Raw genomic sequence first — 26,940 nt, 5'->3', positions numbered from 1 at the left:
GGAGAAGCGCGGCCTTGCCAACAACAAGACCACCGCGGACGCTTTGCCCGCCTTTGTCTCCGAGAAGGCTCTTGCCCTGTTCGACGAGATGGGCGTTCTTACCAAGGCCGAGGCCCAGTGCCGCTACGACTGCAAGCTCGAGAAGTACAACAAGCTCATGAACATCGAGGCTACCACGATGATTCGCGAGGCACGTCGTACCTATCGTCCGGTCATCACCGCCTATGCCACCAAGGTTGCTAAGGGCTTGGAGGCCATTCGCGCCGCCGGTGCCGAGGCTGCCATGCAGTGCGAGCAGAACACGCTCAACAAGCTCTGCAACGGCATCACCACCATCAACGACTCCATCAAGGCCCTCGACGCCGTGCATCAGAAGGCCGAGGCCCTCGATGGTCAGGAGCAGGCCAACGTGTACGCTCACGAGGTCGCTCCCGCTATGGCTACGCTGCGCGCCGCCGTGGACGCCATGGAGGAGATCGTGGCTGCCGACTACTGGCCGGTCCCGACCTACGACGACATCCTGTTCTATGTGTAGAGCGTAACTGACATATCGTCACAGTATTGAGCCGGGGTCCGCATCGCGCGGACCCCGGTTTTTTGTTGGCGAAAGCTGTGATGGCATTTGTTTGTGGTGGAGTGGGGCTTGCGTGTTCGAATCCCGGCATATGGATAGCAAAAAGCCCGCTACCGAATTGGCAGCAGGCTTTTCAATTCAAATGGTGCCCCCAACGGGATGTCCGCGTGCGGCTGGCGCCGCCCGCTTCCGCTGCGTCGCTTCGCTCCTTGCGTGCTGCGCTGGAAAACGCTTCGCGTTTCCTCAGCTCCGCACCCTGCCGGGTTCGAATCCCGGTATTGAGGCAGAAAAAAGCCCGTTACCGCGAGGGTAACGAGCTTCAGCTTCAGATGGTGCCCCCAGCGGGATTCGAACCCGCGATATCCACCTTGAAAGGGTGGCGTCCTTGGCCGCTAGACGATGGGGACAGCGGGAAAGAGTATAGCAGACTTTTTCACCAGTTCGTATATCGATGACAAACTGGAAAACCATCACAAAGGAGCTGGTCCTCTGCCCCGGCCTTCAAAGATCTCAATCTGTAACATCTGGGCGGATAAATCGGCTCTATCTGTTACAGATCGAGACAAAAGGCAGGCGTCGGGATGAACATCTCAATCTGTAACACTAAGACGACTTTTAACGGTCTAGATGTTACAGATCGAGATAAATCGCTGGGGCAGGTCAAAACCACCACAAAGGTGCCTGTCCCCTTTGTGGTAGTGGGGCGTTAGGGGAGGAGCTTCATGGCGGCGTCGTGGGCGGTGTGCTCGTAGGTGTCGTCGAGGGGCTTGAGCGGCAGCAGGGCTGTGGCCTGCGCATCGCCGCGGCGCTCGAGGGCGTGGGTAATGAGCCAGTCGGCAAGCTCGGGGTTCTTGGGCAGTGCCGGTCCGTGTAGATACGTGCCGATGACGCCCTTGTAGATCAGTCCCTCAAAGCCATCGTCGCCGTTGTTTCCGGTACCCGTGACGACGGACGTTCCGAGCGGCGTGGCATCTGCGTCGAGCAGAGTGCGGCCGCCGTGGTTCTCGAATCCCACAAAGGGCTCGGGTGCCAGGTCGGTCTTGACGGCGACGTTGCCGATCAGGCGGTCTGAGCCGCGCACAGTCTCGGCGGCAATGACGCCCAGACCCTCAATGCGATCGTCGCCCATATAGTACGAACGGCCGAGCAGCTGATAGCTGCCACAGATGGCAAGCAGCGAGCCGCCATCCTCAACATAGGCCGCGACCTTGTCTTTTTGGGCGAGCAGCTCGTGTGCCACGGCTAGCTGGTCGCGGTCGGAGCCGCCACCCATCATGACGATATCGGCATCGGTCAAATCAAGCGTTTCGCCCATACGGACCTCGTCTACACGCACGGGAATGCCACGCCAGGCGCAGCGGCGTTCGAGGGCGATGACGTTGCCGCCGTCGCCGTAGAGGTTAAGGGCATCGGGGTACAGATAGACGATGCGCAGCGGGCGCGAAAGCTCGACCGGCGCAATATCGGTGGGGACAGCGCTACCATCGGCGCACGGTGCAGCGTGGGCGGCAACCGTGGCCGCATCGGTGCCTTTGAGTCCGTCGAGCTCCTTGACCAGCGGCGGGAAGGCCGTGTAGTTGGCGACGGCGTAGAAGGTGTCATCGGCGGCCTCGTCTGCCACGGCGCCGATCGCCTGCGCGACGTCCGAGATAATCGCGGCATCGATGCCGGCGTACTTGAGGCGTACCTGCATGTCGTGCGCACGCGTGCCTCCGGCAAAGGCGACAAGACCCGGCGTGTCGGCGATGCGCTCGAAGTCGACATCGTAGATCCACGAGACATCGTGGCCGTCGGCATCGTTATCGTTTAGGAAGAAGGCGCAGAGCCTGCCACCTGCCGTTTTAATGGACTGGATCTGGCGATCGAAGCCCACGGGATTCTTGGCCAGGTTGGCCTCGACGGTGCGGCCGGCAATATCCCAGCGGCCCATGCGACCACCTGCTGGCACGTAGGCATTAAGCGTGGGCTGCAGATGCGCCGCGTCCACGCCCAGCTCGTGCGCCGCAAAGAAGGCAGCGGCGACGTTATAGACCATGTACAGGCCGTTGTAGCGCGTGGCGATGTGCACGGCGGGCGCGTTGGCCTCGGGTCCAAAGGCCAGGTCAAAGCCGTAGCCGTCGCAGCCGAGCTCCACGCCCGTCACGCGACGGACCAGCGCGGGACGCTTCCATCCGCACGAAGGGCAATGATAGGCTCCGAGCTGTCCGTACTGTACGTAGTCGTACTCCAACGGGGCGTTGCACTGCGAGCAAAAGCGCGAGTCGCTAATGCGGTCGGACTCGGTGTTGGTGGCGCCGTCGATGCCAAAGGCGATGCTTGCGTTGGGAACGCGCGCGGCGATCGCGGCACACAGCGGGTCGTCTGCGTTGTAGATGAGCGTCGTTGCCGGAGAGAGCTCCAAGGCATGGGCGATGACGTCTTGGGTATGGTCGATCTCGCCGTAGCGGTCTAGCTGGTCGCGGAACAGGTTGAGCAGCACAAAGTACGTCGGCTTGAGCTTGGGCAGAACGCGTACGGTGTAGAGCTCGTCGCACTCAAAAACGCCCACGCGCTTGCCGCTGCTGGTGTGCTTAAGGCCGCCGCGGGCCTCGAGCAGAGCACCCACCACACCAGGCTCCATATTGTTGCCGGCACGGTTGCACACCACGGTAGCGCCGCTGGCGGCAACGGCGTCAGCGATGAGGTTGGAGGTGGTAGTCTTGCCATTAGTACCGGTAATCACCACGCTGCGGTCGACAAGGCCGGCGAGGTCGCTCAGCAACTCGGGGTCGATCTTCATGGCGATGCGGCCGGGGAGTACGCCGCCCTGGCGCTTAAGGATAGAGCGCAGCCCCCAGCGGGCGATATCGCTCGAGGTGCAGGCGAGAGATGAGCGGAAGTTCATGAAGTCGTTCCTAACGTGAATGACATGGTCGGGTCGAGTGCGTCACTAAAATCCGTAGCGGCGCGCAAATTCCTGGGCAAGCTGCGACACGTCTTCGCAGGCATTGGCCCAGGGGGCAAAGTCGGGAGTGTCCGAGATAATGCCATCTGCTTCCCAAACGGCCTGGTGCGAAAGATCCCAGGGATCGCGTGGCTCGGGTCGGCAGGGAAGGTACGGCGTCTGGTACATGGAGTTCAGCAAGAAGAACGCGCCGCCCTCGCAACGGTTAGCGAACTCACGCAGCGCGCGTGTCGCCGGGCGCATCTTGTTTGTTTTGAACAGCAGAATCGTGCGGGCGAGCAGGTACCAAGGAGAGTTTTCGAGTGCGTCTGCCCCCATCTGTTCCTCGAGCTGATGCGCCAGGGCAAAAAAGCCGTCTTGGTCTTCCAAGCGGGCGAGGGCAAGCAGCACGGTGCCGGCGGCCCGAGTGGGATAGCCCTCTGCTTTAAGGACGCGGCGGGCGTAGTTGGCAGCAGCGCGGTAGCGGGCGCTCGCCATGCACAGCTGCGAGATGGCTTCGAGCGTGTGGAGCCACCCGATAAGGGCCGGCTCGCTCACGGTAAGGTCCGCTGCGGTGACACCGTCGGCCAAAACATTATTGGCCCAGTAGTGCGGGGCCTCCATATCGAACCCGGGCACGCTTTGCTGCAGGTAATCGGCCGTGGTCGCCTCGAGCTTCATCAGGTCGCCCAGGCAGGCGTCAACGGGCGTGTCGGCCAAGATGATGGCGAGCAGCTGGGCATCGAGGACATGCGCATCGATGCGGACGATCTTGAGCAGCTCATCGCGCATGTCGTCGAACAGGCGGTTGCGCGTCTGCTCAAACTCCTCGTCGCTGCCCATGTCCTCGATGCGATGGAGCTCGTCGAGCAGGTGGCGATGAACACCGGCGTAGGACAGCAGCGCCTGGGCATGCTCGGACTGCGCATACTTTTGGGGATTCGCGCTCATGTCGTTATGGACAAGCTCGCGTGCTGCATCGGTGAGCTCGGGGTGCGACGCCAGATAGGTGCGCTCCAGGTAGGCGGGGATGTAGACGCTCGGATCCATTAGAGGTCTCCTCCCTTAAACGGCAAACCCTGCTCGGCCGCCTGCAGGATGCGCTCATCGATTTGGGAACGCACGATATCGTTGGTGGCGACCCAGGCGGCAAAGCTGGCGTTGTCGGGGGCGCCCAGGCCCTCCTGCAGTACCGGCGTCGCCTCGGACAGCGCAAGGACAAGCTCGTCGGTGGAGCCCGCACCCACGTTGACGCGGGCATAGACGCCATCGGGAAACTCGGTTTGGAAGTAGAGTGCCTCGGCTGCGTGCGGACACGAGCGCGCAAGGATGCGCAAGTAGTGCTCGGCGCCCTCGTAGTCCAGCTCGCGCCAGGCTGCGCTCATCAGTGCGATGAGCGTCCACGGGTCCAAGTCGCGCTCCGCATCTTTGGGGCGGCGGCGCAGCGGCGTGTTGGCAAGATAGGGCACGGAGTGAGCGGAGCGAAAGCGCTTGAGCTCCTCGGCGGGGTATTCGAGCTTTGCCATGGCGAGCATCGCGGTGTGGCGGACACCAGCGGGGTCGTTGGGCGCAAAGTCCAAGCTGCGATTTGCGGCTTCGAGCGACATGCGATAGCGGCCGCTAATGAGGGCGCGCGATGCCAAGGCGGCAAGCCAGCGCAGGTAGGGGCGGCGCATAAGGTCGCCAGCGGCCTCGCGCTCGTAGGGGTCCTGCGCCGAGGCGATCTTGAGTGCCAGGTCGTGCTCGACTTCATCGCACTTGGATGCCAAGTACTGTACGTATTCCTCGTTGGATTCGGCGGTGAGCGCCGTCAGCATGCGCTGGGCATCCCAGTTGGCCGGGTCGAGTGCGGCCGCCTCGCGGAGCATGTTCTCGGCAGCGGCCTCTTCTTGTTCTGCCTGGGCGTCGTCGGGAATAAAAGGGATGCGGTAGTCGACGGCCTCGACCACCTTGGCAATGAGGTGCCCGGCGCGGTCGCGGTCGTGCACGATGAGCGGTGCGGGGTTGCGGGTGAATTGTTCCATCAGACGCTCTACGGCGGCAGCGTCGGTGAGCGGGATATTGTCGCGGCGCAAAGCCTCAAGAACGAGGCGATGGCAATCCTCTTGAATAGGATCGAATGCCATGGGGCCTCCTTTGCTGCGGTTAGGGTTCAAATATCTCTATATAAGGTTCTAGTTTACCCGCATGTGGCACACCGGGGGTGCCGCACTTGGACTTGCACCTTTGCACCACGAAGACGGATGTCGCACAAATGTCGGCACCTTGGACGACCGAGTGGTATCACGGTGCCGCAAACGGTCGATTTTTGGCGGCGAACGGTGCATATTTTGGAGGGGCACAGTCCTGCCCGGGATATGTAGTCAACCTTGATAAAACGTTTGCCCAGCTTGGGAGTATGGATGCCGCACAAGGGTCTTCAGGGATAGAAAAAACGTTTCATCATTGGCGGCTTTAGGTGAATAACTGACCAACCAGAACGGTAAAATAGTGTTTGTCTGAGCGTTGAGACGTTTAGACATCGCGCATTGTCATCGCCGGCAACGCGCAAAATGGTCCTAACGGAGCCAATCGGGTGCTCCGTTATATACGCAAGTCTAAGAGGGGCTTGTTTAGGAGGCACAGTATGGGACGTTTTACCAATCCTCGCGATCTGTACTTTGGTGAGGGCGCTCGCCACGAGGTGAAGAACCTCAAGGGTAAGAAGGCCATCATCGTTTCTGGCGGCAGCTCTATGCGCCGCGGCGGGTTCCTGCAGGACGTTGAGGCCGACCTTAAGGAAGGCGGTTTCGAGGTCAAGCTGTTCGAGGGCGTCGAGTCCGACCCGTCCATCGAGACGGTTATGAAGGGCGCCGAGGCCATGCGTGAGTTCGAGCCCGACTGGATTATCGCCATCGGCGGCGGCTCGCCCATCGATGCCGCTAAGGCCATGTGGGTCTTCTACGAGTATCCCGAGGAGTCCTTCGACAACATCATCCAGCCGTTTAGCTTCCCCGAGCTGCGTCAGAAGGCTCATTTCTGCGCCATCTCCTCTACCTCCGGCACCGCTACCGAGGTCACCGCGTTCTCCGTCATTACCGACTACGCCAAGGGCATCAAGTACCCGCTGGCCGACTTCAACATCACCCCTGATGTCGCCATCGTCGACCCCGAGCTCACCTACACCATGCCCGCCAAGCTGTGCGCTCACACCGGCATGGATGCTCTGACCCACTGCATGGAGGCCTACGTTTCCACCTGCGCCTCTATGTTCACCGATGCCAACGCCCTGCACGGCATCCGCGAGATCGTCGAGTGGCTGCCCAAGTCCTATGCTGGCGACCATGAGGCCCGTCAGCACATGCATGAGGCTCAGTGCATCGCCGGCATCGCCTTCTCCTCGGGCCTGCTCGGCATCGTTCACTCCATGGCTCACAAGACCGGTGCAGCCTTTGAGAACGGCCACATCATCCACGGTGCTGCTAACGCCATGTACCTGGGCAAGGTCATCCAGTGGAACTCCAAGGACCCGCGTGCTGCTGAGCGTTACGCTTACGTGGCCAAGGAGATCCTGCACCTTCCCGGCGAGACCAACGAGGAGCTCATCGCTGCGCTCGTCCAGAAGATTCGCGACCTCAACGACCAGCTCAACATTCCGCAGTCCATCAAGGATTACGCGAATGGTGGCGTGAAGGTCGACGCCGAGAACCCGCAGATGGTTTCCGAGGAGGAGTTCCTCGCCAAGCTGCCCGAGATCGCTGCGAACGCCGAGCAGGACGCCTGCACGCCCGAGAACCCGCGTGAGACCAAGGCTGCCGACTTCGAGAAGATCCTCAAGGCCTGCTACTACGACACCGACATCGATTTCTAATCGACTCTTGTTATCGTAACGAGGGGCTCCGCACGTATCCGTACGGAGCCCCTTTCTTTTTAATTATTAGAGAATGGGATAAAAATGGCTGCAATCTTCAATAGCCCCAGCAAGTACATCCAGGGCCCGGACGAGCTCGCCAAGCTCGGCTCCTATGTCGAACCGCTCGGCGCTAAGGCCCTCGTCATCGTGACGCCTTCGGGCAAGAAGCGCGTCGGTGCCAAGATCGAGGGCGGTTTTGCCGAGGCTAAGGCCGAGCTGCTGTTTGAGGACTTTAACGGCGAGTGCTCCAAGGGCGAGGTCGATCGTCTGGTTGCGCTCGCTCGCGACAACGGTTGCGACATCATCGTTGGCGTCGGTGGCGGCAAGATCCTCGATACCGCGAAGGCCGTTGCCTATTACCTGGAATCCCCGGTTATCATTTGCCCCACCATCGCCTCGACCGATGCACCGTGCTCGGCGCTTTCGGTGCTCTATACCGATGGCGGCCAGTTCGACAAGTACCTCTTCCTTAAGGCAAACCCCAACATTGTCCTGATGGATACGACGGTTATCGCGGCGAGCCCGGTGCGCCTGACGGTTTCCGGTATGGGCGATGCGCTCGCAACCTATTTCGAGGCCCAGGCAACGCACGATGCCGACGGTGGCACCTGCGCTGGCGGCAAGGGCGGCATGGCTGGTCTGGCGCTTGCCAAGCTCTGCTACGAGACGCTTATGGCCGACGGCGTCAAGGCCAAGGTCGCGCTGGAGAAGGGTGCGCTTACGCCTGCCGTCGAGCATATCATCGAGGCCAACACACTGCTTTCGGGCATTGGCTTTGAGAGCTCAGGCCTTGCTGCTGCTCATGCCATCCATAACGGTTTGACGATGCTGCCCGAGTGCCATGGCATGTATCACGGCGAGAAGGTCGCCTTCGGCACCATCGTCCAGCTGGTACTCGAGGATGCTCCGACCGAGAAGCTCGAGGAAGTCTTGGGCTTCTGCATTGAGCTGGGCCTGCCGGTCACGATGAAGGAACTTGGCGTTGCCGAGCTTACGCGCGAGCAGGCCATGATTGTTGCCGAGGCCGCCTGCGCGCCCGATGACACCATGTGCAACATGCCGTTTGAGGTGACGCCCGAGATGGTCGCCAACGCCATCCTGGGTGCCGACGCACTGGGTCATTATTACCTCATGGATGAGTAAATCAAGCTAAGGAAGGGGCAAAGCCGGCAGATGGCTTTGCCCCTTTTTGCTATGGTGCAAAGGGGTCAGGTTACTTTGCACCAATCGTTGTTTGATGAAGGGCGGATTCTCGTATGGCGCTTCCCATGGTTTATGGCGGTCCCGGCCGGTATGTTCAGGGGCCGGGCGAACTTTCGCGTCAGGGCAGGTATTTGTCATGGTTGGGCTGCGCTGCCTATGTCTTGTTTGACCAGGGCACCGAGGATCGGCTGTGCAGGCAGATCGTCGATGGATTTCTGGACGAAGATCTAAGCGAGCCGTTCTTTAAGATTTACAACGGTCCGTGTACGGAAGATGCCGTTGTCGAAATGGCCAAGGAAGCCCGGGCCGAGTATTGTGACATGGTGGTGGGTATTGGCGGCGGCAAGATACTCGATATTGCCAAGGCCGTTGCGTTTTATGCCGAGGTGCCGTTGTGCGTATGCCCCACGGCGGCTTCGATGGGCGGTCCGTGCAGCGCGATTTCGGTGCTGTATCACGAGGATGGGTCGTTCGACCGCTACCTGATGCTCGAGAAGAATCCAGACCTGGTCGTGGTCGATACCAACGTGGTCGCGGCAGCCCCACTGCGTATGACGGTCGCTGGCATGGGCGACGCACTGGCAACGTACTTCGAGGCGCGTTCGTGCGCCGCGGCGCACGGTACCAACGAGCACGGTGGCGCGCCGGGGCACTTGGCCTTGGTTGCGGCTCGTGCCTGCTATGACACACTCATGGAGTGCGGCGTCGCTGCCAAGCGCGATCTCAAAAAGGGCCGTACATCGCCGGCAGTTGAGCGCCTGATCGAGTGCAATATTCTGCTCTCGGGTGTTGGCTTTGAGAGCGGTGGCTTGGCGTTGGCGCATGCCATCGCCAACGGGTTGACGATTCTGCCCGAGTGCAAGGCAATGCATGGCGAGGCCGTGGCATTTGGCCTGGTGGTGCAGCTGCGCCTGGAGCGTGCACCCGATCTTGATCAGGTGCTCGAGTTTTGCCAACGCGTCGGTCTGCCGACGACGCTCGAGGAGCTGGGCCTTGGCGAGATTTCCGATGCTGATCTGCAAGGTGTTGCAAATGCGGTCTTTAGAAACGAGCGCAATATGGCTAACGAACACGCCAAGGTGACCAAACAACAGCTCGTGCAGCTCATGTGCGAGGCATAGTTTGGCGCTTGATTGGCCTTGTGCAATCGAGGCGGCGATAGACCATGGGCTATTTGCCGCAAAGATGCTCCGCGTGTAATTTGCCCGAGGCGTGGGCCGATAGCGTATCATTATCTCTTGCTTGTTTGCACTGCTCAGGGAGGGGCCGCGCATGGCGCAGGAACACGATCTGTTTGATGACATTATCGAGATCAGCAAGGGTTTCGACTTTCTTAAAAACCCGCTTGGCGGTGTGACCGATGCACTCGATCCGTCGGCGCCGCAGTGGAATCCTGCCGACTACAAGGAGCGCCCGCGCGGCAACACCATTCCGTGCCTGACCTGCAAAAACGAAAAGAGCGGCTGCACCGCGTGCATGGACGTGTGCCCGGTCAACGCTATCGAGGTCGAGGAAGACGCCATCGAGATCCTCGACTCCTGTCGCAAGTGCGGCCTGTGCGCCGCTGCCTGTCCGACCGAGGCGATCATCTCGCCGCGCCTGGCGCCCAAAAACCTGTATGACGATATCGTCTCTGCAGCTACGAGCCACGAGACCGCCTACGTCACCTGCACGCGCGCCCTCAAGCGCATGCCGCGCGAGAACGAGGTCGTCGTCGCCTGCGTGGGCGATATTACGGCCGAGACCTGGTTCTCGGTACTGGCGGACTATCCCAACGTGAGTGTGTACCTGCCGTTGGGCGTGTGCGATAAATGCCGCAACACCGGCGGTGAGGACATTCTGGGCGAGGCAATCGCTACCGCCGAGGAGTGGGCCGGTACGGGCATGGGCCTGGAGGTCGACCCCAAGAGCCTCAAATGTCATAAGCGCCGCGAGTACGAGCGCAAGGAGTACATGGATAAGATTGCCCGCACCACGGGCCTTACCGTGACCAAGCTCAACCCGGCAACGGCGGCGCTGGCCTCGGTGACGCAGAAGCTCAAAGCCCACCGCCACCAGATTACCCAGCTGGAGCGCACGCTCAATACCATGTGCGGCACCACGACGACCAAGCGTCGCCGTTCACTCACGCACGGGCGCCAACTGGTGCTCTCGACGTTGCAAAACCACCCCGAGCTTGCCCAGAACATGCAGGTGAGCACGCCGGAATGCGATTTTGACAAGTGCACGTCGTGTGGCGAGTGCGTCAACGTGTGCCCCACGTTTGCCTGCGATCTGGTGGGAAGCGGTCGCTTTGCACTGGAGTCCACGTATTGCCTAGGCTGCGGAGCCTGCGTCAAGGTGTGCCCCGAGCATGCGCTTAAGCTGGTTGAACATGATGCATCCAACCTGGTCGTCGTCGATCCCGAGGCCGAGGAAAAGGCCGCCCAGAAGGCGAAGGCCCACGAAGAAGCCCAGAAGGTCAAGGCTGAGGCAAAGGCCAAGCTCGACAAGATGCTCGATCAGGTGGAGAAACTCGCGGACTAGTCAGCGACCCCTATCTCTGCTTCATTCGTGCCGCCGTGGCGTCCGGGTTCGCCCAGATGCCGCGGCGGCGCTATACTTATGCAGTTTGAAATGCTTGTACCAAAAGGAGCTGTCGTGTCCCTTTCCATCGGTATCGTGGGCCTGCCCAACGTGGGCAAGTCGACGCTGTTCACCGCGCTTACCAAAAAGACCGGCCTTGCCGCCAACTACCCGTTTGCCACGATCGACCCCAACGTGGGTATCGTTGATGTGCCCGATAGCCGCTTGCAAAAGCTCGCCGACATCGTTAACCCGGGCCGCATCGTGCCGGCTACGGTCGAGTTCGTCGACATCGCAGGTCTGGTGAAGGGCGCCAACGAGGGCGAGGGCCTGGGCAACCAGTTCTTGGCAAACATCCGCGAGACCGACGCCATCTGCGAGGTCGTGCGCTACTTTAAGGATCCCAACGTCATGCGTGAAGTGGGCCGCACGGGCGAGTTCGTCGATCCTGCCGGCGATGCCGATACCATCATGACCGAGCTCATCTTGGCCGACATGGGTACGCTCGAGAAGCAGCTGCCCAAGCTCGAGAAGGAGGCCAAGCGCGACAAGGAGCTCATGCCCAAGTTCGAGGTCGCCAAGCGTCTGCTTGCCTGGCTCAACGAGGGCAAGCGCGCTGCGTCTATGGAGATGACCGACGAGGAGCGCGCCGCTGCCAAGGGCCTGTTCCTGCTCACCATGAAGCCCATCCTGTATGTGGCCAACGTAGACGAGGACATGCTCAACGACGACCTGGCGCCCATCGATGGTGTCAAGCCACTGCCCATCTGCGCCAAGATCGAGGCCGAGCTTTCCGAGCTCGATCCCGAGGACGCCGCCGACTACCTGGAGAGCCTGGGCCTGGAGCAGCCCGGTCTGGACGTGCTCGCGCAGGCAGCCTACAAGCTGCTCGGCCTGCAGTCGTTCTTTACGGCTGGCGAGATGGAGGTCAAGGCCTGGACGGTGCGTCAGGGTGCGACCGCTCCGCAGGCCGCCGGCGTCATTCACACCGACTTTGAGCGCGGCTTTATTAAGGCCGAGGTCATTGGCTATGACGACTACATCGAGCTCGGTGGCGAGCAGGGCGCTAAGGCTGCCGGCAAGCTGCGTATTGAGGGCAAGGACTATGTCATGGCCGATGGCGACGTCGTGCACTTCCGCTTTAACGTGTAAGGACGACGCATATGTTTAAATATGGCAAAAAAGCTGGTTACATGGGTATTGCGCTGCTCGTACTTGCGGTGATTCCGCTGGTGGTCGCAGCGTGTGTTATCCCCAACATTGGTCCCGAGGTGGCAACAAAGTTTAATGCCGCCGGCGAGGCGACGCGCTGGGGCAAGAGCTACGAGTTGCTGGCGCTGCCGGTGCTCAACTTGCTGCTGAGCGTGGCGACGTACTTTACGGCGGGACGCCAGGCAAAGAACAATGATGACTCCGCCGCCATGGCGCGCATCGTGTGCGAGCGCTACCTGCGTAACGGTTGCATCACGGGTGTGTTCCTCAACGTGATCAACGTCTACTTTATGTATTCGGCGATTACCGGTATGGGCTTTGGCCTGGGCTTTTAGCTTGCGCCTTTAGGCAACGAGCCTGCAAGCATATTCGATGGCTGCTGCGAGGCCGCCGCTCGATCGTGGTGTAAAGACCATGTCGGCGGCGGTCTCGTTTTCGTATCCGGTGCCGCGAAGGGTGAGCGCGGTACCGGCTTCCAGGAGAAGGGGCAGGCCACGCTGGCTGGTTGCGATTACGGCAGCCTGATTAAGCGAGCAGCTATGCGTTTGGCATTGGATGGCAAGTTCACCTTGCGCCGGGCAAGGGATCAGAACGGCGGCGACGCGACTTGATAGCAATGCAAATGCTGTGCGCTCATCGGGCGAAAGACATTCTGCTTCAACGACGACGAGCTTGGGCGGTGCGCTGTTTGTGCGAAGCGTGGCTCGGTACGTGCGGACCGAAGAACCCGCCATAGAAAACTCCTGTGTATTCGGCAAAACGTAAACTATAGTTTACGTTTTTGTTCGGCTCCATTTCAAACTCGGCTGCATGGACGAACGTGCGAAACAGATTCTTGGCAAGCGAGTCGAACAGACGCGCAGGGACCTTGGTATCTCCAAGGTTGATTTTTGTGTGGCAGCAGGAATCAGCCGCCCCTATCTCGACAGAATCGAAGATGGAACGGCAAATTTCACGCTCAAGGTTCTATTTAAGATTGCGCCTGCACTCGGTATGACGGTGTCAGAGCTTCTCAAGGATATTGAATAGGGGACACCCGTCGACAACTTACGCCATCGGGATGCGGTCGTGGTTGACTTGGCTGTAGAACAGGCGCTGGATCTCGGCGGCATCGCGTGACTGGCCGAGTGCCCACATGGTCTTGGCCACGAGCGTCTCGGTGGTCATGTCGTCGCCGCGCAGAATGCCCGGATGATCGGCGTAAGCACGGCCGACCTCATAAACGCCCAGATCGAGGCCTTCTTCGGGGACCTGCGTGGTCATAACGACGGTTCGGCCCGAATCGACCCAGCGGAAAATCGCCTCTTGGAACGACTCGCTCGACTCGCCAAACTCGGGGATACCGCCAATGCCAAAGGTCTCCAAAATCACGGCGTCGTAGCTATCGGCAAGGGCGTCGAGGACGCCCGGGTTCTCGCCGGGCGTAAGCTTGAGTACAAATACGCGCGGGTCGATGCTGTCGTAGAAACGCACCGGGTTTTCGCCCTGATGAGTGCCGTGGAGCCCGTTGCGCACGATGCGGTCGTTGCGGATGTAGGCAATGGGCGGATAGTTGACGCTAATGAACGCGTTAAAGCTCATGGTGCGCTGCTTGCGGGCTCGCGTGCCGGCAATGGCGACGCCGCCAAACACGATCGAGACGTCGTGCGAATGCTCGTCGAGCGCATAGAGCAGGCTCTGATACAGATTGAGCTTGGCGTCGGTAAAGGGATTGCCCATGGGCTTTTGCGAGCCGGTGAGCACGATGGGCTTGGGGCTGTCCTGAATCAGGTAGGAAAGCGCTGCCGCGGTGTAGCTCATGGTGTCCGTGCCGTGCAGGACCACAAAGCCGTCGTGGTCGGCATAGCCCTCGACGATGACGTCGCGGATACGCATCCAGTCGCTCGGGCGCATATTGGTGCTGTCGATGTTCATGGGCTGCACCACGTCGAGCTCGCAGAGGTCCGAGATCTCGGGGACGCTCTGGGCGAGCTCCTCACCGGTCAGGGCGGGGGAGAGGCCGTTGCCGTCCTCGGTCGATGCGATGGTGCCGCCCGTGGCGATGAGAAGGATGCGCTTCATGCTGGTATTCCTATCGTATTTGCCGCCGCAAGGGCGGAGTCGTTCTGCAGTATTGTGGCACAGGGCGTCCAATGTTCAAACGTATTACATCATCTGTAACGTTCGGTAACACTTCAATTGCCGTCAAATAGGGGCCTAGGTCGTGCGTTTGCCGTGCGCTGATGGCTGCGAGGGGCGAGAAGCCCCATATAACGTGTACACTATGAAGGCTATTTTCGTTCATTCACGCGGGTGGGCACCGGCTCCCCGCCAACAAGAGGGGGAACCATGGATCAAAAGGCTTCCGCAAAGGTCCTCGTACTCGACTTTGGTGCGCAGTACGGTCAGCTCATTGCCCGTCGCGTCCGCGACCTCAACGTGTATTCCGAGATCGTCCCCTGCGACATCTCGGCCGACGAGATTCGCGAGATGAACGCCTCTGCGCTCATCCTTTCCGGCGGCCCGGCTTCCGTGTATGCCGAGGACGCTCCGTCCATCGATCCTGCCATCTTTGACCTGGGCCTTCCCGTCCTGGGCTTTTGCTACGGCCATCAGATCACGGCCGTGACGCTCGGCGGCAAGGTCGGCCACTCCGAGGTGGGCGAGTACGGCCGCGCCACCATCACGCGCACGGCCGGCGCCAAGCTCTTTAACTCCACGCCTATGGAACAGACCGTGTGGATGAGCCACCGCGACGCCGTTTCCGAGGTGCCCGAGGGCTTTACCGTTACCGCCAGCACTGACGTGTGCCCGGTTGCTGCCATGGAGTGCGTCGAGCGCAAGATTTTCACCACGCAGTTCCATCCCGAGGTCAAGCATTCCGAGTATGGTCAGCAGCTGCTGAGCAACTTCCTGTTTGAGATCTGCGGCTTGGAGCCCAACTGGAGCATGGACAACCTGGTCGAGACCATGACGGCCGAGTTCCGCGAGAAGGTCGGCGACGACCGCGTGATTCTGGCTCTGTCCGGTGGCGTCGACTCCTCTGTCGTGGCTGCGCTGGGCGCTCGCGCCGTGGGCAAGCAGATGACCTGCGTGTTCATCAACCACGGTCTGCTGCGCAAGGGCGAGCCCGAGCAGGTGGAGGAGGTCTTCACCAAGCAGTTTGACGTCGACTTTATTCACGTTCACGCCGAGGACCGTTATGCCGAGCTTCTGGCCGGCGTGACCGAGCCCGAGGAGAAGCGCCGCATCATCGGTAGGCAGTTCTGGAAAGAGTTCTTCGCGGTTGCTCAGCAGCTCGAGACCGATGGCAAACCGGTCAAGTACCTGGCTCAGGGCACCATCTACCCCGACATCATCGAGTCCGGCGCTCGCAAGACGGGTGGCAAGACGGCCACCATCAAGAGCCATCACAACCTGATCCCGTTCCCCGAGGGCGTGCACTTCGACCTCATCGAGCCGCTCGATCACTTCTTTAAGGACGAGGTCCGCGCGCTTGGCCTGGCGCTGGGCCTGCCGGGTCACATCGTGTTCCGTCAGCCTTTCCCGGGCCCGGGTCTGGCTATCCGCATCATCGGTGCGGTCGATAAGGAGAAGCTCGAGATCCTCAAGAACGCCGATGCTATTGTGCGCGAGGAGCTCGACGCCTACAACCAGCGTCTGTTTGAGCAGACCGGTGAGCGCAACTCCGAGCACAGCTGCTGGCAGTATTTCGCGGTCCTGCCCGACATTAAGTCCGTCGGCGTTATGGGCGACGAGCGCACCTATCAGCGCCCGATCATCCTGCGTGCCGTCGAGTCCAGCGATGCCATGACCGCCGACTGGGCTAAGCTGCCCTACGACGTGCTGGCCCGCATCTCCGGCCGCATCGTGGCCGAGGTTCCCGGCGCCAACCGTGTGTGCTACGACATCACGTCCAAGCCGCCCGCGACCATCGAGTGGGAGTAGGCTGACAGGGTTCTGACCTGTATTTTTGAGTGCCGCACTGTGCTGCTGAGTTTCGTTTCGTACGAGAGTCATGGCAAAGCCGCCAGCGACGGCGGTGAGTAAATACGGTAATCTGGCCTCCGTTCCCGCGTTGGGACGGAGGCTTTTTCTTTGCCGTTTTACTCCCTTTCACCTGCGATTTCGCGATTTACTCCCCGTATTTCAAGACGACAAGGCACGGGGCGGTATTCGGAGGAACGGGAGTAAAGATTTATCCCGAATGAGTAGACGCGCGATTTTTGTCCCCGAGAACGAAACGAGGCCGTTTCGGGGCCCGTGAAACTCAAATCGAACTCAACGGGCGTTTTTACGGTCTCCGTACGGCGTTTCCCCAGGTGGTTAATGGGGAGTAAAGAATCTCGCCGCCTCAATGAAAACGGGAGTAATCAGGGGAAATGCCGCAGTGTACTGCCGTGTGCCGCCATGTAAGCCACCGCGTCATTTACTCCCCATTTACGCTTGAAATGCCTTTGCATGCAATGGGGAGTAAAAACTCAGCTTACGCAGGAGCGAGCGGAGCTCACCGCCTAGCCTGGCGTCCTGATTCGGTTGCGTTGATTGCGAAATGCGGGGAGCCGTTACAGCAAGGCTTTCCAGTCCTCGTACTCGTCGGCGTCGATCTCGCCGTTCTCGAGCCGTGCGCGCTTCTCTGCCCACAACTCGATCGCCATCGCGGCTTTGGGCGCGTGCGGCGCCTTGGGGTTCAGGGAGAGGCCCGAACCGTCGGCTGAGGGAACTATGCCGAAGGAGTCTTCGAGCCGCACGAGCAGCGACATGAGGTCGCCTGCGGTCTCGACGCCGTAATCCTTGAGGGCGTTGACGGACACGCCGAGCGCTGCGGCGATGGACTCGAGCAGCTCGGGCTTGTCCATCAGCAAATCCTATCAGCGGCTCAAGGGCAAGGACGTGATTACCACTCCTAAGACTAAAAAGAGCAACCGTGTCATTAAGATGCCCAAATTCCTCTGTGGAGAGATGGAGGACTACTTAAAGATGTTTTACAGCACCGGGGCAAATGAACGGATTTTCCCTGTCAGCAAGCACTATCTCCACCATGAAATGGACAGAGGTGCGAAAGCGGCGGGAGTGAAGCGGATCAGAATTCACGACCTCCGACATTCACACATTTCCCTGCTGATTGATATGGGCTTCACCGCCCTGGCAATCGCTGACCGGGTGGGGCATGAGAGTATCGATATCACCTACCGCTACGCCCATCTGTTTCCTACAAGGCAGACGGAGATGGCGGACAAACTGGACTTTGAAAGGATGGGAACGTAACCATGTCACTGAAAAACCGAGACAACAAAAATCGCTGGAGGAACAAGACCGTGGCCTTCCGGGTGTCCCCGGAGGAAGATGAACAGATCGAGGCCGCTGTGCGGCTCTCCGGCCTGACAAAGCAGGACTACATCACAAGACGCCTCCTGTGCCGGGACGTAGTGGTACAGGGTAATCCCAAGGTCTACAAAGCCCTGCGTGACCAGCTTGCCGCCGTTCTGGACGAACTGCGGCGGGCCGAGGACGGGGCTGGCGTGGACGATGAACTGCTGGACACCATTCAGATGATCGCCGCTATCATGGGCGGCATGAAGGAGGATTGATAGATTGATGGATTCCAGAGAAACGAAAAGGACTGTCCCGGTTCCGTCTGTTGGCGCAGACGGGGAACAGCCCATTTCACAAACACCTACCGCAAGTATAACAGAGGAAACGACAGAAAACAATCCCCCTGAAAAAAATTATGCGGAACTGCTGCGGAAAATGCAGCGCATGAACGACCCGGCGTATCTCCCCACGATTTCCATGAACGAGTTGTACGAGAACGTCTATCAGAGCAGACCGCCCGTCATTGACGGTCTGCTCTATCCGGGGACGTACCTCTTTGCGGGAGCGCCCAAGGTAGGCAAGTCGTTTCTGATGGCCCAGCTTGCCTACCACGTCAGCATGGGCCTCCCCCTGTGGGACTATCCCGTTCACAAGGGGACTGTCCTCTATCTGGCGCTGGAGGACGATCACCGTCGCTTGCAGGAGCGGCTTTACCGGATGTTCGGCATGGACGGCACCAACGACCTCCTCTTTTCCATCTGCGCAAAGCAGGTCGGCAACGGGCTGGAGGAACAGCTAAAGCGATTCGTGCAGGAACACCCAGACACCAAACTGATTATCATTGACACCCTTCAGAAGATTCGGGAGGCTGGCGGGGATAAGTACAGCTACGCCAACGATTATGAGGTGGTAGGAAAGCTGAAACGCCTTGCTGACGCTTGCGGCGTCTGCCTCCTACTGGTACATCACACTCGGAAGCAGCAGGCCGACGACAAGTTTGATATGATCTCCGGCACCAACGGCCTGTCGGGGGCAGCAGACGGGGCCTTTCTTCTTCAGAAGGAGAAGCGGACGGACGGCACCGCCACCTTGGATGTGGTAGGACGTGACCAGCAAGACCAGCGGCTCTATCTCATTAAGGACAAGGAACACCTGACATGGACACTGGAGCGGATGGAAACGGAGTTGTGGGTAGAACCCCCCGACCCGGTGCTGGAGGCCGTAGCCGCCTTTATCACGGCGGAGAGGCCGTCCTGGGGCGGTACGGCCACGGAGTTGGCGGCAGCCCTGCAAGTGGATATGAAGCCCAATGCCCTGGCGATGCGGCTGAACGTCCGGGCCGGGAAACTGGCAACGGACTATCATATCCGCTATGAGAACACCCGCACCCACGCCGGGAGAAGTATCAGCCTGACCCTGGATCCTCCCCAAGCGTGACGACCGTGACGGCTGTGACGGCTTTTTTGAGAGCGGGGGCGGTGTCCAAAACATCGTCACGGTCGTCACGGCTGTCACGGGGAGCGGGGTCAAATGTCAAGGGGGCATACCTGTGGGTGGAGATTGCCGCAAGGCAATACAACCCGAACCCCTTGATATTTGGCCCACGGAGGACACTTGCCGGGTGGTGGAAAGGCTGTGCCTTTCCACCACCCGGCAAGTGGAAAAGTTTAGGCGGGGTGCAGGGCGCCCTTTTCAAAGGGCGGCCCTGCTGGGGGAGGCAACCGCAGTTGCCGGGGGCAAAGCCCCCGCACCCCCTCGGAGAGCCCACGGCACTTTCGCACCAACGGGGCGAAAGTGTCATAGTGGGTTATTACACTTCCCGCAGGAAGTGCCTTCCCCGAACCCCCGTCCATTTTCAACAACCAAACATCTGAAATGGGAGGATTTTTGCCTATGGCGAGAGGCGACGGCATTGACCGCACCAACGCAAGAAATATGAGGCTGACCGCTGCTAAAATCGGCAACACCCAGCAGCACAACGAACGCGAGAAGGATTCCTATGTCAACCAGGACATTGTACCAGAGCGGACGTCGCTCAATGTCCATTTCAAGGTCCCATTCGCAGGGTATCAGGAGATGTTCTCCCAAATGGAGGCCGATGGTGTGATCTCCACCCGTGGCATTAAGGCGGACGCATTTCGATACGGTGAGTTGGTCTTTGATGTGAACTCCGCCTACTTCTACAATCACGGCGGCTATGACTTCGCAAAACAATTTTACACCGACGCATACAAATCCGCAATCAAAATCGTAGGTGGAGAGCAGTATATTTTGTCGGCGGTCATGCACGCCGACGAACGCAACCGGGCTATGTCCGAGGCGCTGGGAGAGGACGTGTACCACTACCACCTCCATGTGGTCTATATCCCGGTGGTGGAGAAGGAGATACGATGGACAAAGCGGTGCAAGGACAAATCCCTGGTGGGCAAGGTCAAAGAAACCGTTATGCAGGTCAGCATGAGCAAAAAGTGGGCATCCCAGCCCGCAGTAGACGAGGCCACCGGGGAGCCATTACGAACAGCAAAGGGCAAGCCTGTGCTGAGAAAGTCGTACAGCGTCTTGCAGGATGATTTCTTTCAGCAGATGCGCTCCGCTGGCTACACGGACTTGGAGCGTGGAGAGCGTGGCAGTTCCGAGGAACATCTGACGGTCACGCAGTTCAAGGTGAAGTGTGAACAGGAGCGGCTTGCACAGCTTCAGGAGGCGGCTGTGCTGGCCCAGGCCGAGGTTGACCGAAGGAACAGGGAGGCGGCAGCTGCCGAAAAGGAAGCGGCCCAGGCCAAGGCCAAACTAAACGATGTGGCCCACATGCTGAAAGGCATGGAGAAGCTGGCGGAGGAATTTTCCAGCGACCCGGAACAGGTCTTGCCAGAAGCGGGACCGCTGGAATCGGCCAGGGCCTACCGGGAGAAAAAGGCCAAGCCCTTATGGGCGAAGATCGTCAAGGTGCTGCGGTCTGTCTACCGGGCCTACTGCGACCTCAAATCCAAATTTGAGCGGCTGCAAGCGGACTATGGCCGGGAGGTCAGCAAAAATAGTTCCTTATCAGAAAGGATTTACGAGGTCTGCGCCGAGAGGGACAGTCTAAAGGGAAAGGTCAGGGACTATGAGCGGGTCAGGCGGGCCATTGGCCCGGAACAGGCGGACAGAATATTAGAGGCCGCTTACCAGCAGGAACAGGCTGAAAAGGAACGGAAACGGGACGCAAGGCAAAAAGCAAGATTAGGCGCACGATAATCACCAAAAACGGAGGGTGTTCCAGTGAATGCCCTCCTGATTTATTTGGGGAATCGGGTAAAATAATTTCTTGTTTTTTAGAGTGTACTATGATATACTGCTATAATCTTGATTTGAGGAGTCTACCAAATATGCGGCAAGGTATTATTAAATAAAATTTGATAATGGGCGCAAAAATGATTGCCCCTTGCAGGGGCTTAGTTTTTGTACCCAATTTAAGAATACTTTTGCCTTTTTAGTAAATATCGTGACGGACAGCGGCTCATGTAAGCCGTCATACTTCTGTTTGTCCGAAGTCATGATCCCCAGCGGTAAAAGTATTAGCCGCTGGGGATTTTTGCGCCCATTTGGGCCTTGTATGGAGGATAGACATGAACATTATCAATATCGGGATTCTTGCCCATGTAGACGCTGGAAAGACAACCTTGACGGAGAGCCTGCTATATGCCAGCGGAGCCATTTCAGAACCGGGGAGCGTCGAAAAAGGGACAACGAGGACGGACACCATGCTTTTGGAGCGGCAGCGTGGGATTACCATTCAAGCGGCAGTCACTTCCTTCCAGTGGCACAGATGTAAAGTCAACATTGTGGATACGCCCGGCCACATGGATTTTTTGGCGGAGGTGTACCGCTCTTTGGCTGTTTTAGATGGGGCCATCTTGGTGATCTCCGCTAAAGATGGTGTGCAGGCCCAGACCCGTATTCTGTTCCATGCCCTGCGGAAAATGGACATTCCCACCGTTATCTTTATCAATAAGATCGACCAGGCTGGCGTTGATTTGCAGGGCGTGTATCAGTCTGTTCGGGATAAGCTCTCCGCCGATATTATCATCAAGCAGACGGTGTCGCTGTCCCCGGAAATAGTCCTGGAGGAAAATACCGACATAGAAGCATGGGATGCGGTCATCGAAAATAACGATGAATTATTGGAAAAGTAAATCGCAGGAGAACCAATCAGCCGGGAAGAACTTGCGCAGGAGGAACAGCGGCGGGTTCAAGACGCCTCCCTGTTCCCGGTCTATCATGGCAGCGCCAAAAAGGGCCTTGGCATTCAACCGTTGATGGATGCGGTGACAGGGCTGTTCCAACCGATTGGGGAACAGGGGAGCGACGCCCTATGCGGCAGCGTTTTCAAGGTGGAGTATACAGATTGTGGCCAGCGGCTCATCTATTTGCGGCTATACAGCGGAACGCTGCGCCTGCGGGATACGGTGGCTCTGGCCGGGAGAGAAAAGCTGAAAATCACAGAGATGCGTATTCCATCCAAAGGGGAAATTGTTCGGACAGACACCGCTTATCCGGGTGAAATTGTTATCCTTCCCAGCGACAGCGTGAGGTTAAACGATGTATTAGGGGACCCAACCCGGCTCCCTCGTAAAAGGTGGCGTGAGGACCCCCTCCCCATGCTGCGGACGTCGATTGCGCCGAAAACGGCAGCGCAAAGAGAACGGCTGCTGGACGCTCTTACGCAACTTGCGGATACTGACCCGCTTTTGCGCTGCGAGGTGGATTCCATCACCCATGAGATCATTCTTTCTTTTTTGGGCCGGGTGCAGTTGGAGGTTGTTTCCGCTTTGCTGTCGGAAAAATACAAGCTTGAAACAGTGGTAAAGGAACCCACCGTCATTTATATGGAGCGGCCGCTCAAAGCAGCCAGCCACACCATCCATATCGAGGTGCCGCCCAACCCGTTTTGGGCATCCATCGGACTGTCTGTTACACCACTCCCGCTTGGCTCCGGTGTACAATACGAGAGCCGGGTTTCGCTGGGATACTTGAACCAGAGTTTTCAAAACGCTGTCAGGGATGGTATCCGTTACGGGCTGGAGCAGGGCTTGTTCGGCTGGAACGTAACGGACTGTAAGATTTGCTTTGAATACGGGCTTTATTACAGTCCGGTCAGCACGCCGGCGGACTTCCGCTCATTGGCCCCGATTGTATTGGAACAGGCATTGAAGGAATCAGGGACGCAACTGCTGGAACCTTATCTCTCCTTCACCCTCTATGCGCCCCGGGAATACCTTTCCAGGGCTTATCATGATGCACCGAAATACTGTGCCACCATCGAAACGGTCCAGGTAAAAAAGGATGAAGTTGTCTTTACTGGCGAGATTCCCGCCCGCTGTATACAGGCATACCGTACTGATCTGGCCTTTTACACCAACGGGCGGAGCGTATGCCTGACGGAACTGAAAGGGTATCAGGCCGCTGTCGGCGAGCCGGTCATCCAGCCCCGCCGTCCAAACAGCCGCCTGGACAAGGTGCGCCATATGTTCAGTAAGATCACTTGATACACCACAGCGAGGAAGGTTATTGCATTTCCCTGTCTTTCGTGGTAAAATGTAGTTGTAAACCACCAGAGAAACCAATCTAATTTTACCGTTGATAGCCATTTCCTTGATAGCCAAATGATAGCAAAAGTTCGGCAAGCCCATAGGATAAGGATAATAGGTATCAGGAAAAATCAAATGGTATCAAATTCCCCAAACAAAAGCGTTTAGAATTAAGTTTCATTTTGCGAGTGGGAGTAAACGATATTCGTTGATTTCAAGCCTCTGACCTGCGAAAACAGGTCGGGGGCTTCTTATTTTGCAACCTCTGTGCAACCTTTGCGGTTTCGCGCCCCGTGAACAGGGGACGTAGCACTGTTCACGTCTGGGCCCATGTCGGCACCGATCAATGCCCGCGCTGCTTCTGCTTGCGCTTCAGCTTCCGCTGCTCGAAGCACGTCGCCCGGGATTCCTCGCCAGAGGAGAACTGACCGTTCCTTGCGAAACCGCGAGACCAGCTATATCCGCTTGTTGCGGGCTTGCTTGAGCCAGTTCCTCTTGAAAGAGCCTATACCTCCGAAGAACTTGTTGTACGTCTCACCGTTCTCCTTGGCCTCGTACTTGACCAAGGCAAGTTCGATAGTGCAGAGGTAATCCGCCACTTGCTCGAGGCGGTAGTCGGTCATCGAGGTCTTGCGGCGTCGGACGACCCCTTTTGAGAGGACCTTGCCCACCGAGTCGTCTCGCCCGCGGAACAGAAGGAGCGCATCCTCGCGACCTTCGGTGACCTGTGCTGCGAGATGGTGGGCTGCACCATCGTGCAGGGCCCTTTCCAAAGCGAAGTGTCGAGCCGAAGTGTTGAGCGTCGGCCCTGAATGTTCAATGGCCGTTGTTTTCTGCCCCTCAAGTGGTGAACTTCTCCTCGGGGCTGTTGATTCCCCCACGCGCCCCCTTCCGTTCTCTGTGTTCCCCTTATACTCCTTGTACAAGGAGGTAAGAAGTCATGGACAAGACCGCACAGGACAGCTTGGCAAAGAAGCCCGTCGACATGAGGGACAGGATTCTCGAGCATCTCGAGGCCCTCACCTCTGCCGTCTCGCTCGACGACCTTGCCCGTCTGTCCACCTCCGACATCGCCGAGACGCTCATCATCTCCAGGAGTCTGGCGAGCCAGTACCTCAACGACCTTGTTCGCGCCGGCCTTGTGGTTAAGGTGGCGGGCAGGCCTGTCCGTTATTTTCATCGCCGCGCGTTCCAGAAGCGTTTTCAGGTAAAGCTCTCTGCAAGCGAGTACGCCTCGCTCGCCGACCTCATCCAGGCGACGGGAATCGCCGATCACCGCGACTTCGCGCGTGCCGTGGGCTTCGACCTGAGCCTCAGCTCCGTTGTCGAGCAGTGCAAGGCTGCGGTTCAGTACCCTCCGTTTGGCCTACCCATCCTCTTGAGCGGCGGCGTGGGTGTCGGTAAGTCTTTCCTTTCTCGCCTTGTGTACGAGTACGGCAAGAACCAGGGCTTGCTGTCCCGCGACTCCTCCTATGTGCGCATCGACTGCGCCGGGGTCCCGGACGCCGCCTCGTTCAACGGGCTTCTTGACGAGTCGATCGCGAAATCGCGCGGGGGTGTGGTTTTTGTCAACGGCATCGAGGCACTCTCTCCCTCTGCGATGGAGCACTGCCTTGCGACGGCCCTCGGGCTCGATGCCTCCCAGGATGCGCCGCGCGCTCGCCTCGTTCTTTCGACGACGCTTTCCGCCGATGACCTGAAGGTTTCCTCGGCCTACAGCAAAATGCCCATCTGTGCCCGCGTCCCCTCACTCAAGGAGCGGACCCCCGAGGAGCGCGAGGATCTCATCTTGAGCTTCCTGCGCAGCGAGGGGTGCCGAATCGGTTCTGATGTGAAGATCAGCCGCGGCGCATACCGTTGCCTCGTGAACGCGGACTTTTCCGATAACATCGCCGGCTTGCGCGCCTGCGTGACGAACTGCTGCGCCAAAGCGTTCCTCAATCGCGAGGGCGACTACGTCGTCGTTCGCCCGTATCTTCTTCCCAGCGGGCTCCTCTCCTCCGCGCAGATCGATCAACAGCCCGACGATGGCGTTCTGATCGACGCGTCCCTGGATGCCGCCGAGAGCACAGGGCCGGTCGAGCAGGCGCTCGATGCCCTGTGCTCTCTCGATGAGCGATTCTGCGCCGGGGAGCTCTCTGTCTCCGAGCTCGTCTCGCAAGCTGTCTCCGCTGTGCGCGGCGTTGAGGATCACTTGATCTTCAGCCGCGGCGTTACCTCCTCGAGGTCGCGCGCCTTCGAGCGCATCGTGGGCGCGGTCCTTGCCGACGCAGGCTCTTCTTATGGCATCGAGCTTTCGAGGAAGGTCGCTTTTCTGCTGGCCCAGGAGATTTGCCTGCAGTTGTGGCCGGGCATCGGCCTGGCTAAGCGAAAGTCTGCCTGTGCGGAGCAAATCTCCCATCTCCTCGGTGCCGTGACCTCCGAATTGCCGTTTGCCTCGAGCGTCTCCGATCAGGTCGCCGCAGACGTGGAAGGGGCGCTGGGAATCTCGCTCGATCACTTCACGAAGACGCTTCTGACGCTGTGCGTCGCATCGGAGTCTCGCGACGCGAAGGCCCTTCGAACGCTCTGCGTCATCTTGTCCCACGGCTACTCAACGGCGACGAGCATCGCCGACGCGGCGAACCGTATGCTCGGCATGCATGTGTACGAGGCGGTCGACATGCCCTACGACCAGCAGCTGAAGGACATCGTCGGTCCGCTCCAGCGCCTCGTCGACCGCCATTCCTACTGCACCGGGGTCGTATTCCTCGTCGACATGGGCTCCTTGGAGGAGGCCTATAAGGCCCTCGAGAACGTTACCGACTCCACTATCGGCGTGGTGAACAACGTCTCTACCGGTCTTGCGCTCGAGATCGGGGTCGGGCTGCTCGGCGGCAAGTCCATCGCCGAGGTTCTTGGCGATGCGACCGCCGCGTGCGTGACGCACTGCAAGGTGATCGAGCGCGTCAACCGTGAGGACGCCATCGTCTTCTGCTCCGAGTCCGGGGTCGACGCCGCGGAGAGGATACGCCAGCTCGTCTCGCAGAGCCTCCCGCGCACCATAGGCGCGCGCCTGCTCACGAGGCCCTTCAAGCAGCTCGTCGCGAACGGGTCGAACGACGCCGTTTTCTCCGAGCACCGCGTCTGCGCCGTCATCGGCACGGGAGACCCCGGGGTCGCCTCCATCCCCTTCGTCGCCCTCGAGGACATCATGTCGACGGCGTCCGCCTCTAAGGTCGATGCCGTGTTCGGCAGGTGGCTTGACGCTTCCGAGCTCTCTTCTTTCCACGAGAAGCTGCTCTCGAACATGACGCTGCAGAACGTCATCCGCTCCATCACCATCCTCGACCCGGAGCGGCTATTCCACGAGATCGAGAGCGCCGTGCACGAGCTTCAGCGCAGGACAGGCGAGAAGATCGGCAGCAACGCCATCATTGGGCTCTACGTCCACCTCTGCTGTCTCGTCGAGCGCCTTGTTACCAGAAACCCCATTGAGACCTACGTTGGCCAGGACCGCTTCGAGGAGGAGCGTGCCGATTTCATCGAGTCCTTCAGGCAGAGCTTCTCGAGCATCTCGACGCGCTATCGCGTAGAGGTTCCCGTAAGCGAGATCGCATATGTCTTCGACTACATAAGCGTGAGCGCCGCCCCGGCGCGAGAAGAGCGCCTCGGCTCCTCGGACCTCCTGCTCGACGAGTGACCTTCCCCGCGCCGCCGCAAGCTG

20 protein-coding genes, 1 tRNA gene and 2 pseudogenes are annotated in these 26,940 nt (G+C 59.3%); 15 read left to right on the top strand and 8 right to left on the bottom strand.

What is annotated here, in order from left to right; genetic code table 11:
* Positions 1-535, top strand: a pseudogene (locus tag AB5Z14_RS07585) (glutamine synthetase type III); the annotation flags it as partial.
* A gap of 369 nt (positions 536-904) precedes the next feature.
* On the opposite strand, the gene AB5Z14_RS07580 reads toward AB5Z14_RS07585, so the two are convergent.
* From AB5Z14_RS07580 to AB5Z14_RS07565, 4 genes are all read right to left on the bottom strand, one after another.
* Positions 905-981 (bottom strand) — tRNA-Glu (locus tag AB5Z14_RS07580).
* Positions 982-1,280: 299 nt separating this feature from the next.
* Positions 1,281-3,458 (bottom strand): MurT ligase domain-containing protein, encoded by a 2,178-nt coding sequence (locus AB5Z14_RS07575; protein WP_368130949.1) that lies wholly within the window; start codon positions 3,456-3,458, stop codon positions 1,281-1,283.
* A 45-nt stretch (positions 3,459-3,503) separates the two neighbouring features.
* Complete coding sequence (locus AB5Z14_RS07570; protein WP_368130948.1) at positions 3,504-4,547, bottom strand: hypothetical protein; 1,044 nt, start codon at positions 4,545-4,547, stop codon at positions 3,504-3,506.
* Positions 4,547-5,623 (bottom strand): tetratricopeptide repeat protein, encoded by a 1,077-nt coding sequence (locus AB5Z14_RS07565; RefSeq protein WP_368130947.1) that lies wholly within the window; start codon positions 5,621-5,623, stop codon positions 4,547-4,549. Before AB5Z14_RS07565 ends, AB5Z14_RS07570 begins: the two co-directional genes overlap by 1 nt.
* A gap of 500 nt (positions 5,624-6,123) precedes the next feature.
* On the opposite strand from AB5Z14_RS07565, the gene AB5Z14_RS07560 reads away from it, so the two are divergent.
* The 6 genes from AB5Z14_RS07560 to AB5Z14_RS07535 all read left to right on the top strand — a co-directional run bounded on the left by AB5Z14_RS07560 (position 6,124) and on the right by AB5Z14_RS07535 (position 12,704).
* A complete protein-coding gene (locus tag AB5Z14_RS07560) occupies positions 6,124-7,347 on the top strand; it encodes an iron-containing alcohol dehydrogenase (RefSeq protein WP_035136916.1) in 1,224 nt (407 codons plus the stop codon).
* Positions 7,348-7,431: 84 nt separating this feature from the next.
* Positions 7,432-8,532: a glycerol dehydrogenase gene (locus AB5Z14_RS07555; RefSeq protein ID WP_368130946.1), complete on the top strand. Its 1,101-nt coding sequence runs from the start codon at positions 7,432-7,434 to the stop codon at positions 8,530-8,532.
* 113 nt (positions 8,533-8,645) lie between these two features.
* Complete coding sequence (locus AB5Z14_RS07550; RefSeq protein WP_368130945.1) at positions 8,646-9,713, top strand: glycerol dehydrogenase; 1,068 nt, start codon at positions 8,646-8,648, stop codon at positions 9,711-9,713.
* 151 nt (positions 9,714-9,864) lie between these two features.
* Complete coding sequence (locus AB5Z14_RS07545; RefSeq protein WP_368130944.1) at positions 9,865-11,118, top strand: 4Fe-4S binding protein; 1,254 nt, start codon at positions 9,865-9,867, stop codon at positions 11,116-11,118.
* A gap of 114 nt (positions 11,119-11,232) precedes the next feature.
* Positions 11,233-12,309 carry a redox-regulated ATPase YchF gene (gene ychF / locus AB5Z14_RS07540; protein ID WP_035136922.1) on the top strand — a complete coding sequence of 359 codons (1,077 nt, stop codon included), beginning with the start codon at positions 11,233-11,235 and terminating at the stop codon, positions 12,307-12,309.
* Between the two features lie 11 nt (positions 12,310-12,320).
* Positions 12,321-12,704, top strand: coding sequence for a DUF1648 domain-containing protein (locus AB5Z14_RS07535; RefSeq protein WP_117765273.1), 384 nt, complete (start codon positions 12,321-12,323; stop codon positions 12,702-12,704).
* A gap of 9 nt (positions 12,705-12,713) precedes the next feature.
* Here the strand turns inward: AB5Z14_RS07535 and AB5Z14_RS07530 are convergent, their stop codons facing one another.
* Entirely contained in the window at positions 12,714-13,103 is a 390-nt protein-coding gene (locus AB5Z14_RS07530; protein WP_368130943.1) for a hypothetical protein, read from the bottom strand.
* A gap of 76 nt (positions 13,104-13,179) precedes the next feature.
* On the opposite strand from AB5Z14_RS07530, the gene AB5Z14_RS07525 reads away from it, so the two are divergent.
* Positions 13,180-13,398, top strand: a complete 219-nt coding sequence (locus AB5Z14_RS07525; protein ID WP_368130942.1) for a helix-turn-helix domain-containing protein — start codon at positions 13,180-13,182, stop codon at positions 13,396-13,398.
* Positions 13,399-13,416: 18 nt separating this feature from the next.
* On the opposite strand, the gene AB5Z14_RS07520 is transcribed toward AB5Z14_RS07525, so the two are convergent.
* Positions 13,417-14,430: an asparaginase gene (locus AB5Z14_RS07520; RefSeq protein ID WP_368130941.1), complete on the bottom strand. Its 1,014-nt coding sequence runs from the start codon at positions 14,428-14,430 to the stop codon at positions 13,417-13,419.
* Positions 14,431-14,697: 267 nt separating this feature from the next.
* Between AB5Z14_RS07520 and guaA the strand changes: the two genes are divergently transcribed.
* Positions 14,698-16,296: a glutamine-hydrolyzing GMP synthase gene (gene guaA / locus AB5Z14_RS07515; RefSeq protein WP_368130940.1), complete on the top strand. Its 1,599-nt coding sequence runs from the start codon at positions 14,698-14,700 to the stop codon at positions 16,294-16,296.
* Between the two features lie 617 nt (positions 16,297-16,913).
* Here the strand turns inward: guaA and AB5Z14_RS07510 are convergent.
* Positions 16,914-17,207 (bottom strand): XRE family transcriptional regulator, encoded by a 294-nt coding sequence (locus AB5Z14_RS07510; RefSeq protein WP_068539730.1) that lies wholly within the window; start codon positions 17,205-17,207, stop codon positions 16,914-16,916.
* Here AB5Z14_RS07510 and AB5Z14_RS07505 point away from each other — a divergent pair.
* The 5 genes and pseudogenes from AB5Z14_RS07505 to tet(W) all read left to right on the top strand — a co-directional run bounded on the left by AB5Z14_RS07505 (position 17,200) and on the right by tet(W) (position 23,192).
* The gene (locus tag AB5Z14_RS07505) at positions 17,200-17,616 is read left to right on the top strand and encodes a site-specific integrase (RefSeq protein WP_227791403.1); all 417 of its coding nucleotides are present in this window, start codon (positions 17,200-17,202) and stop codon (positions 17,614-17,616) included. The two genes, AB5Z14_RS07510 and AB5Z14_RS07505, sit on opposite strands and share 8 nt — an antisense overlap.
* A 2-nt stretch (positions 17,617-17,618) precedes the next feature.
* Complete coding sequence (locus AB5Z14_RS07500) at positions 17,619-17,939, top strand: plasmid mobilization protein (RefSeq protein WP_052792090.1); 321 nt, start codon at positions 17,619-17,621, stop codon at positions 17,937-17,939.
* Between the two features lie 7 nt (positions 17,940-17,946).
* Positions 17,947-19,101: a helicase RepA family protein gene (locus AB5Z14_RS07495; protein WP_052792089.1), complete on the top strand. Its 1,155-nt coding sequence runs from the start codon at positions 17,947-17,949 to the stop codon at positions 19,099-19,101.
* Positions 19,102-19,557: 456 nt separating this feature from the next.
* On the top strand, positions 19,558-20,901 hold the full coding sequence (locus tag AB5Z14_RS07490; RefSeq protein ID WP_368130939.1) for a plasmid recombination protein: 1,344 nt from the start codon (positions 19,558-19,560) through the stop codon (positions 20,899-20,901).
* Between the two features lie 371 nt (positions 20,902-21,272).
* Positions 21,273-23,192: pseudogene (tet(W), locus tag AB5Z14_RS07485) on the top strand (tetracycline resistance ribosomal protection protein Tet(W)).
* Between the two features lie 497 nt (positions 23,193-23,689).
* On the opposite strand, the gene AB5Z14_RS07480 reads toward tet(W), so the two are convergent.
* Positions 23,690-24,160: a hypothetical protein gene (locus AB5Z14_RS07480; protein ID WP_368130938.1), complete on the bottom strand. Its 471-nt coding sequence runs from the start codon at positions 24,158-24,160 to the stop codon at positions 23,690-23,692.
* A 14-nt stretch (positions 24,161-24,174) separates the two neighbouring features.
* Here AB5Z14_RS07480 and AB5Z14_RS07475 point away from each other — a divergent pair, with 14 nt between their 5' ends.
* Positions 24,175-26,916 (top strand): PRD domain-containing protein, encoded by a 2,742-nt coding sequence (locus AB5Z14_RS07475; RefSeq protein WP_368130937.1) that lies wholly within the window; start codon positions 24,175-24,177, stop codon positions 26,914-26,916.
* Positions 26,917-26,940: the final 24 nt, after the last annotated feature.

Origin of the sequence: Collinsella aerofaciens (genome assembly GCF_040910265.1) — a bacterium.
GTDB classification, from domain to species: domain Bacteria; phylum Actinomycetota; class Coriobacteriia; order Coriobacteriales; family Coriobacteriaceae; genus Collinsella; species Collinsella aerofaciens_BK.
Note: the sequence above shows the minus strand (reverse complement) of the source record. Positions and strands in the feature narration are given on the sequence as shown.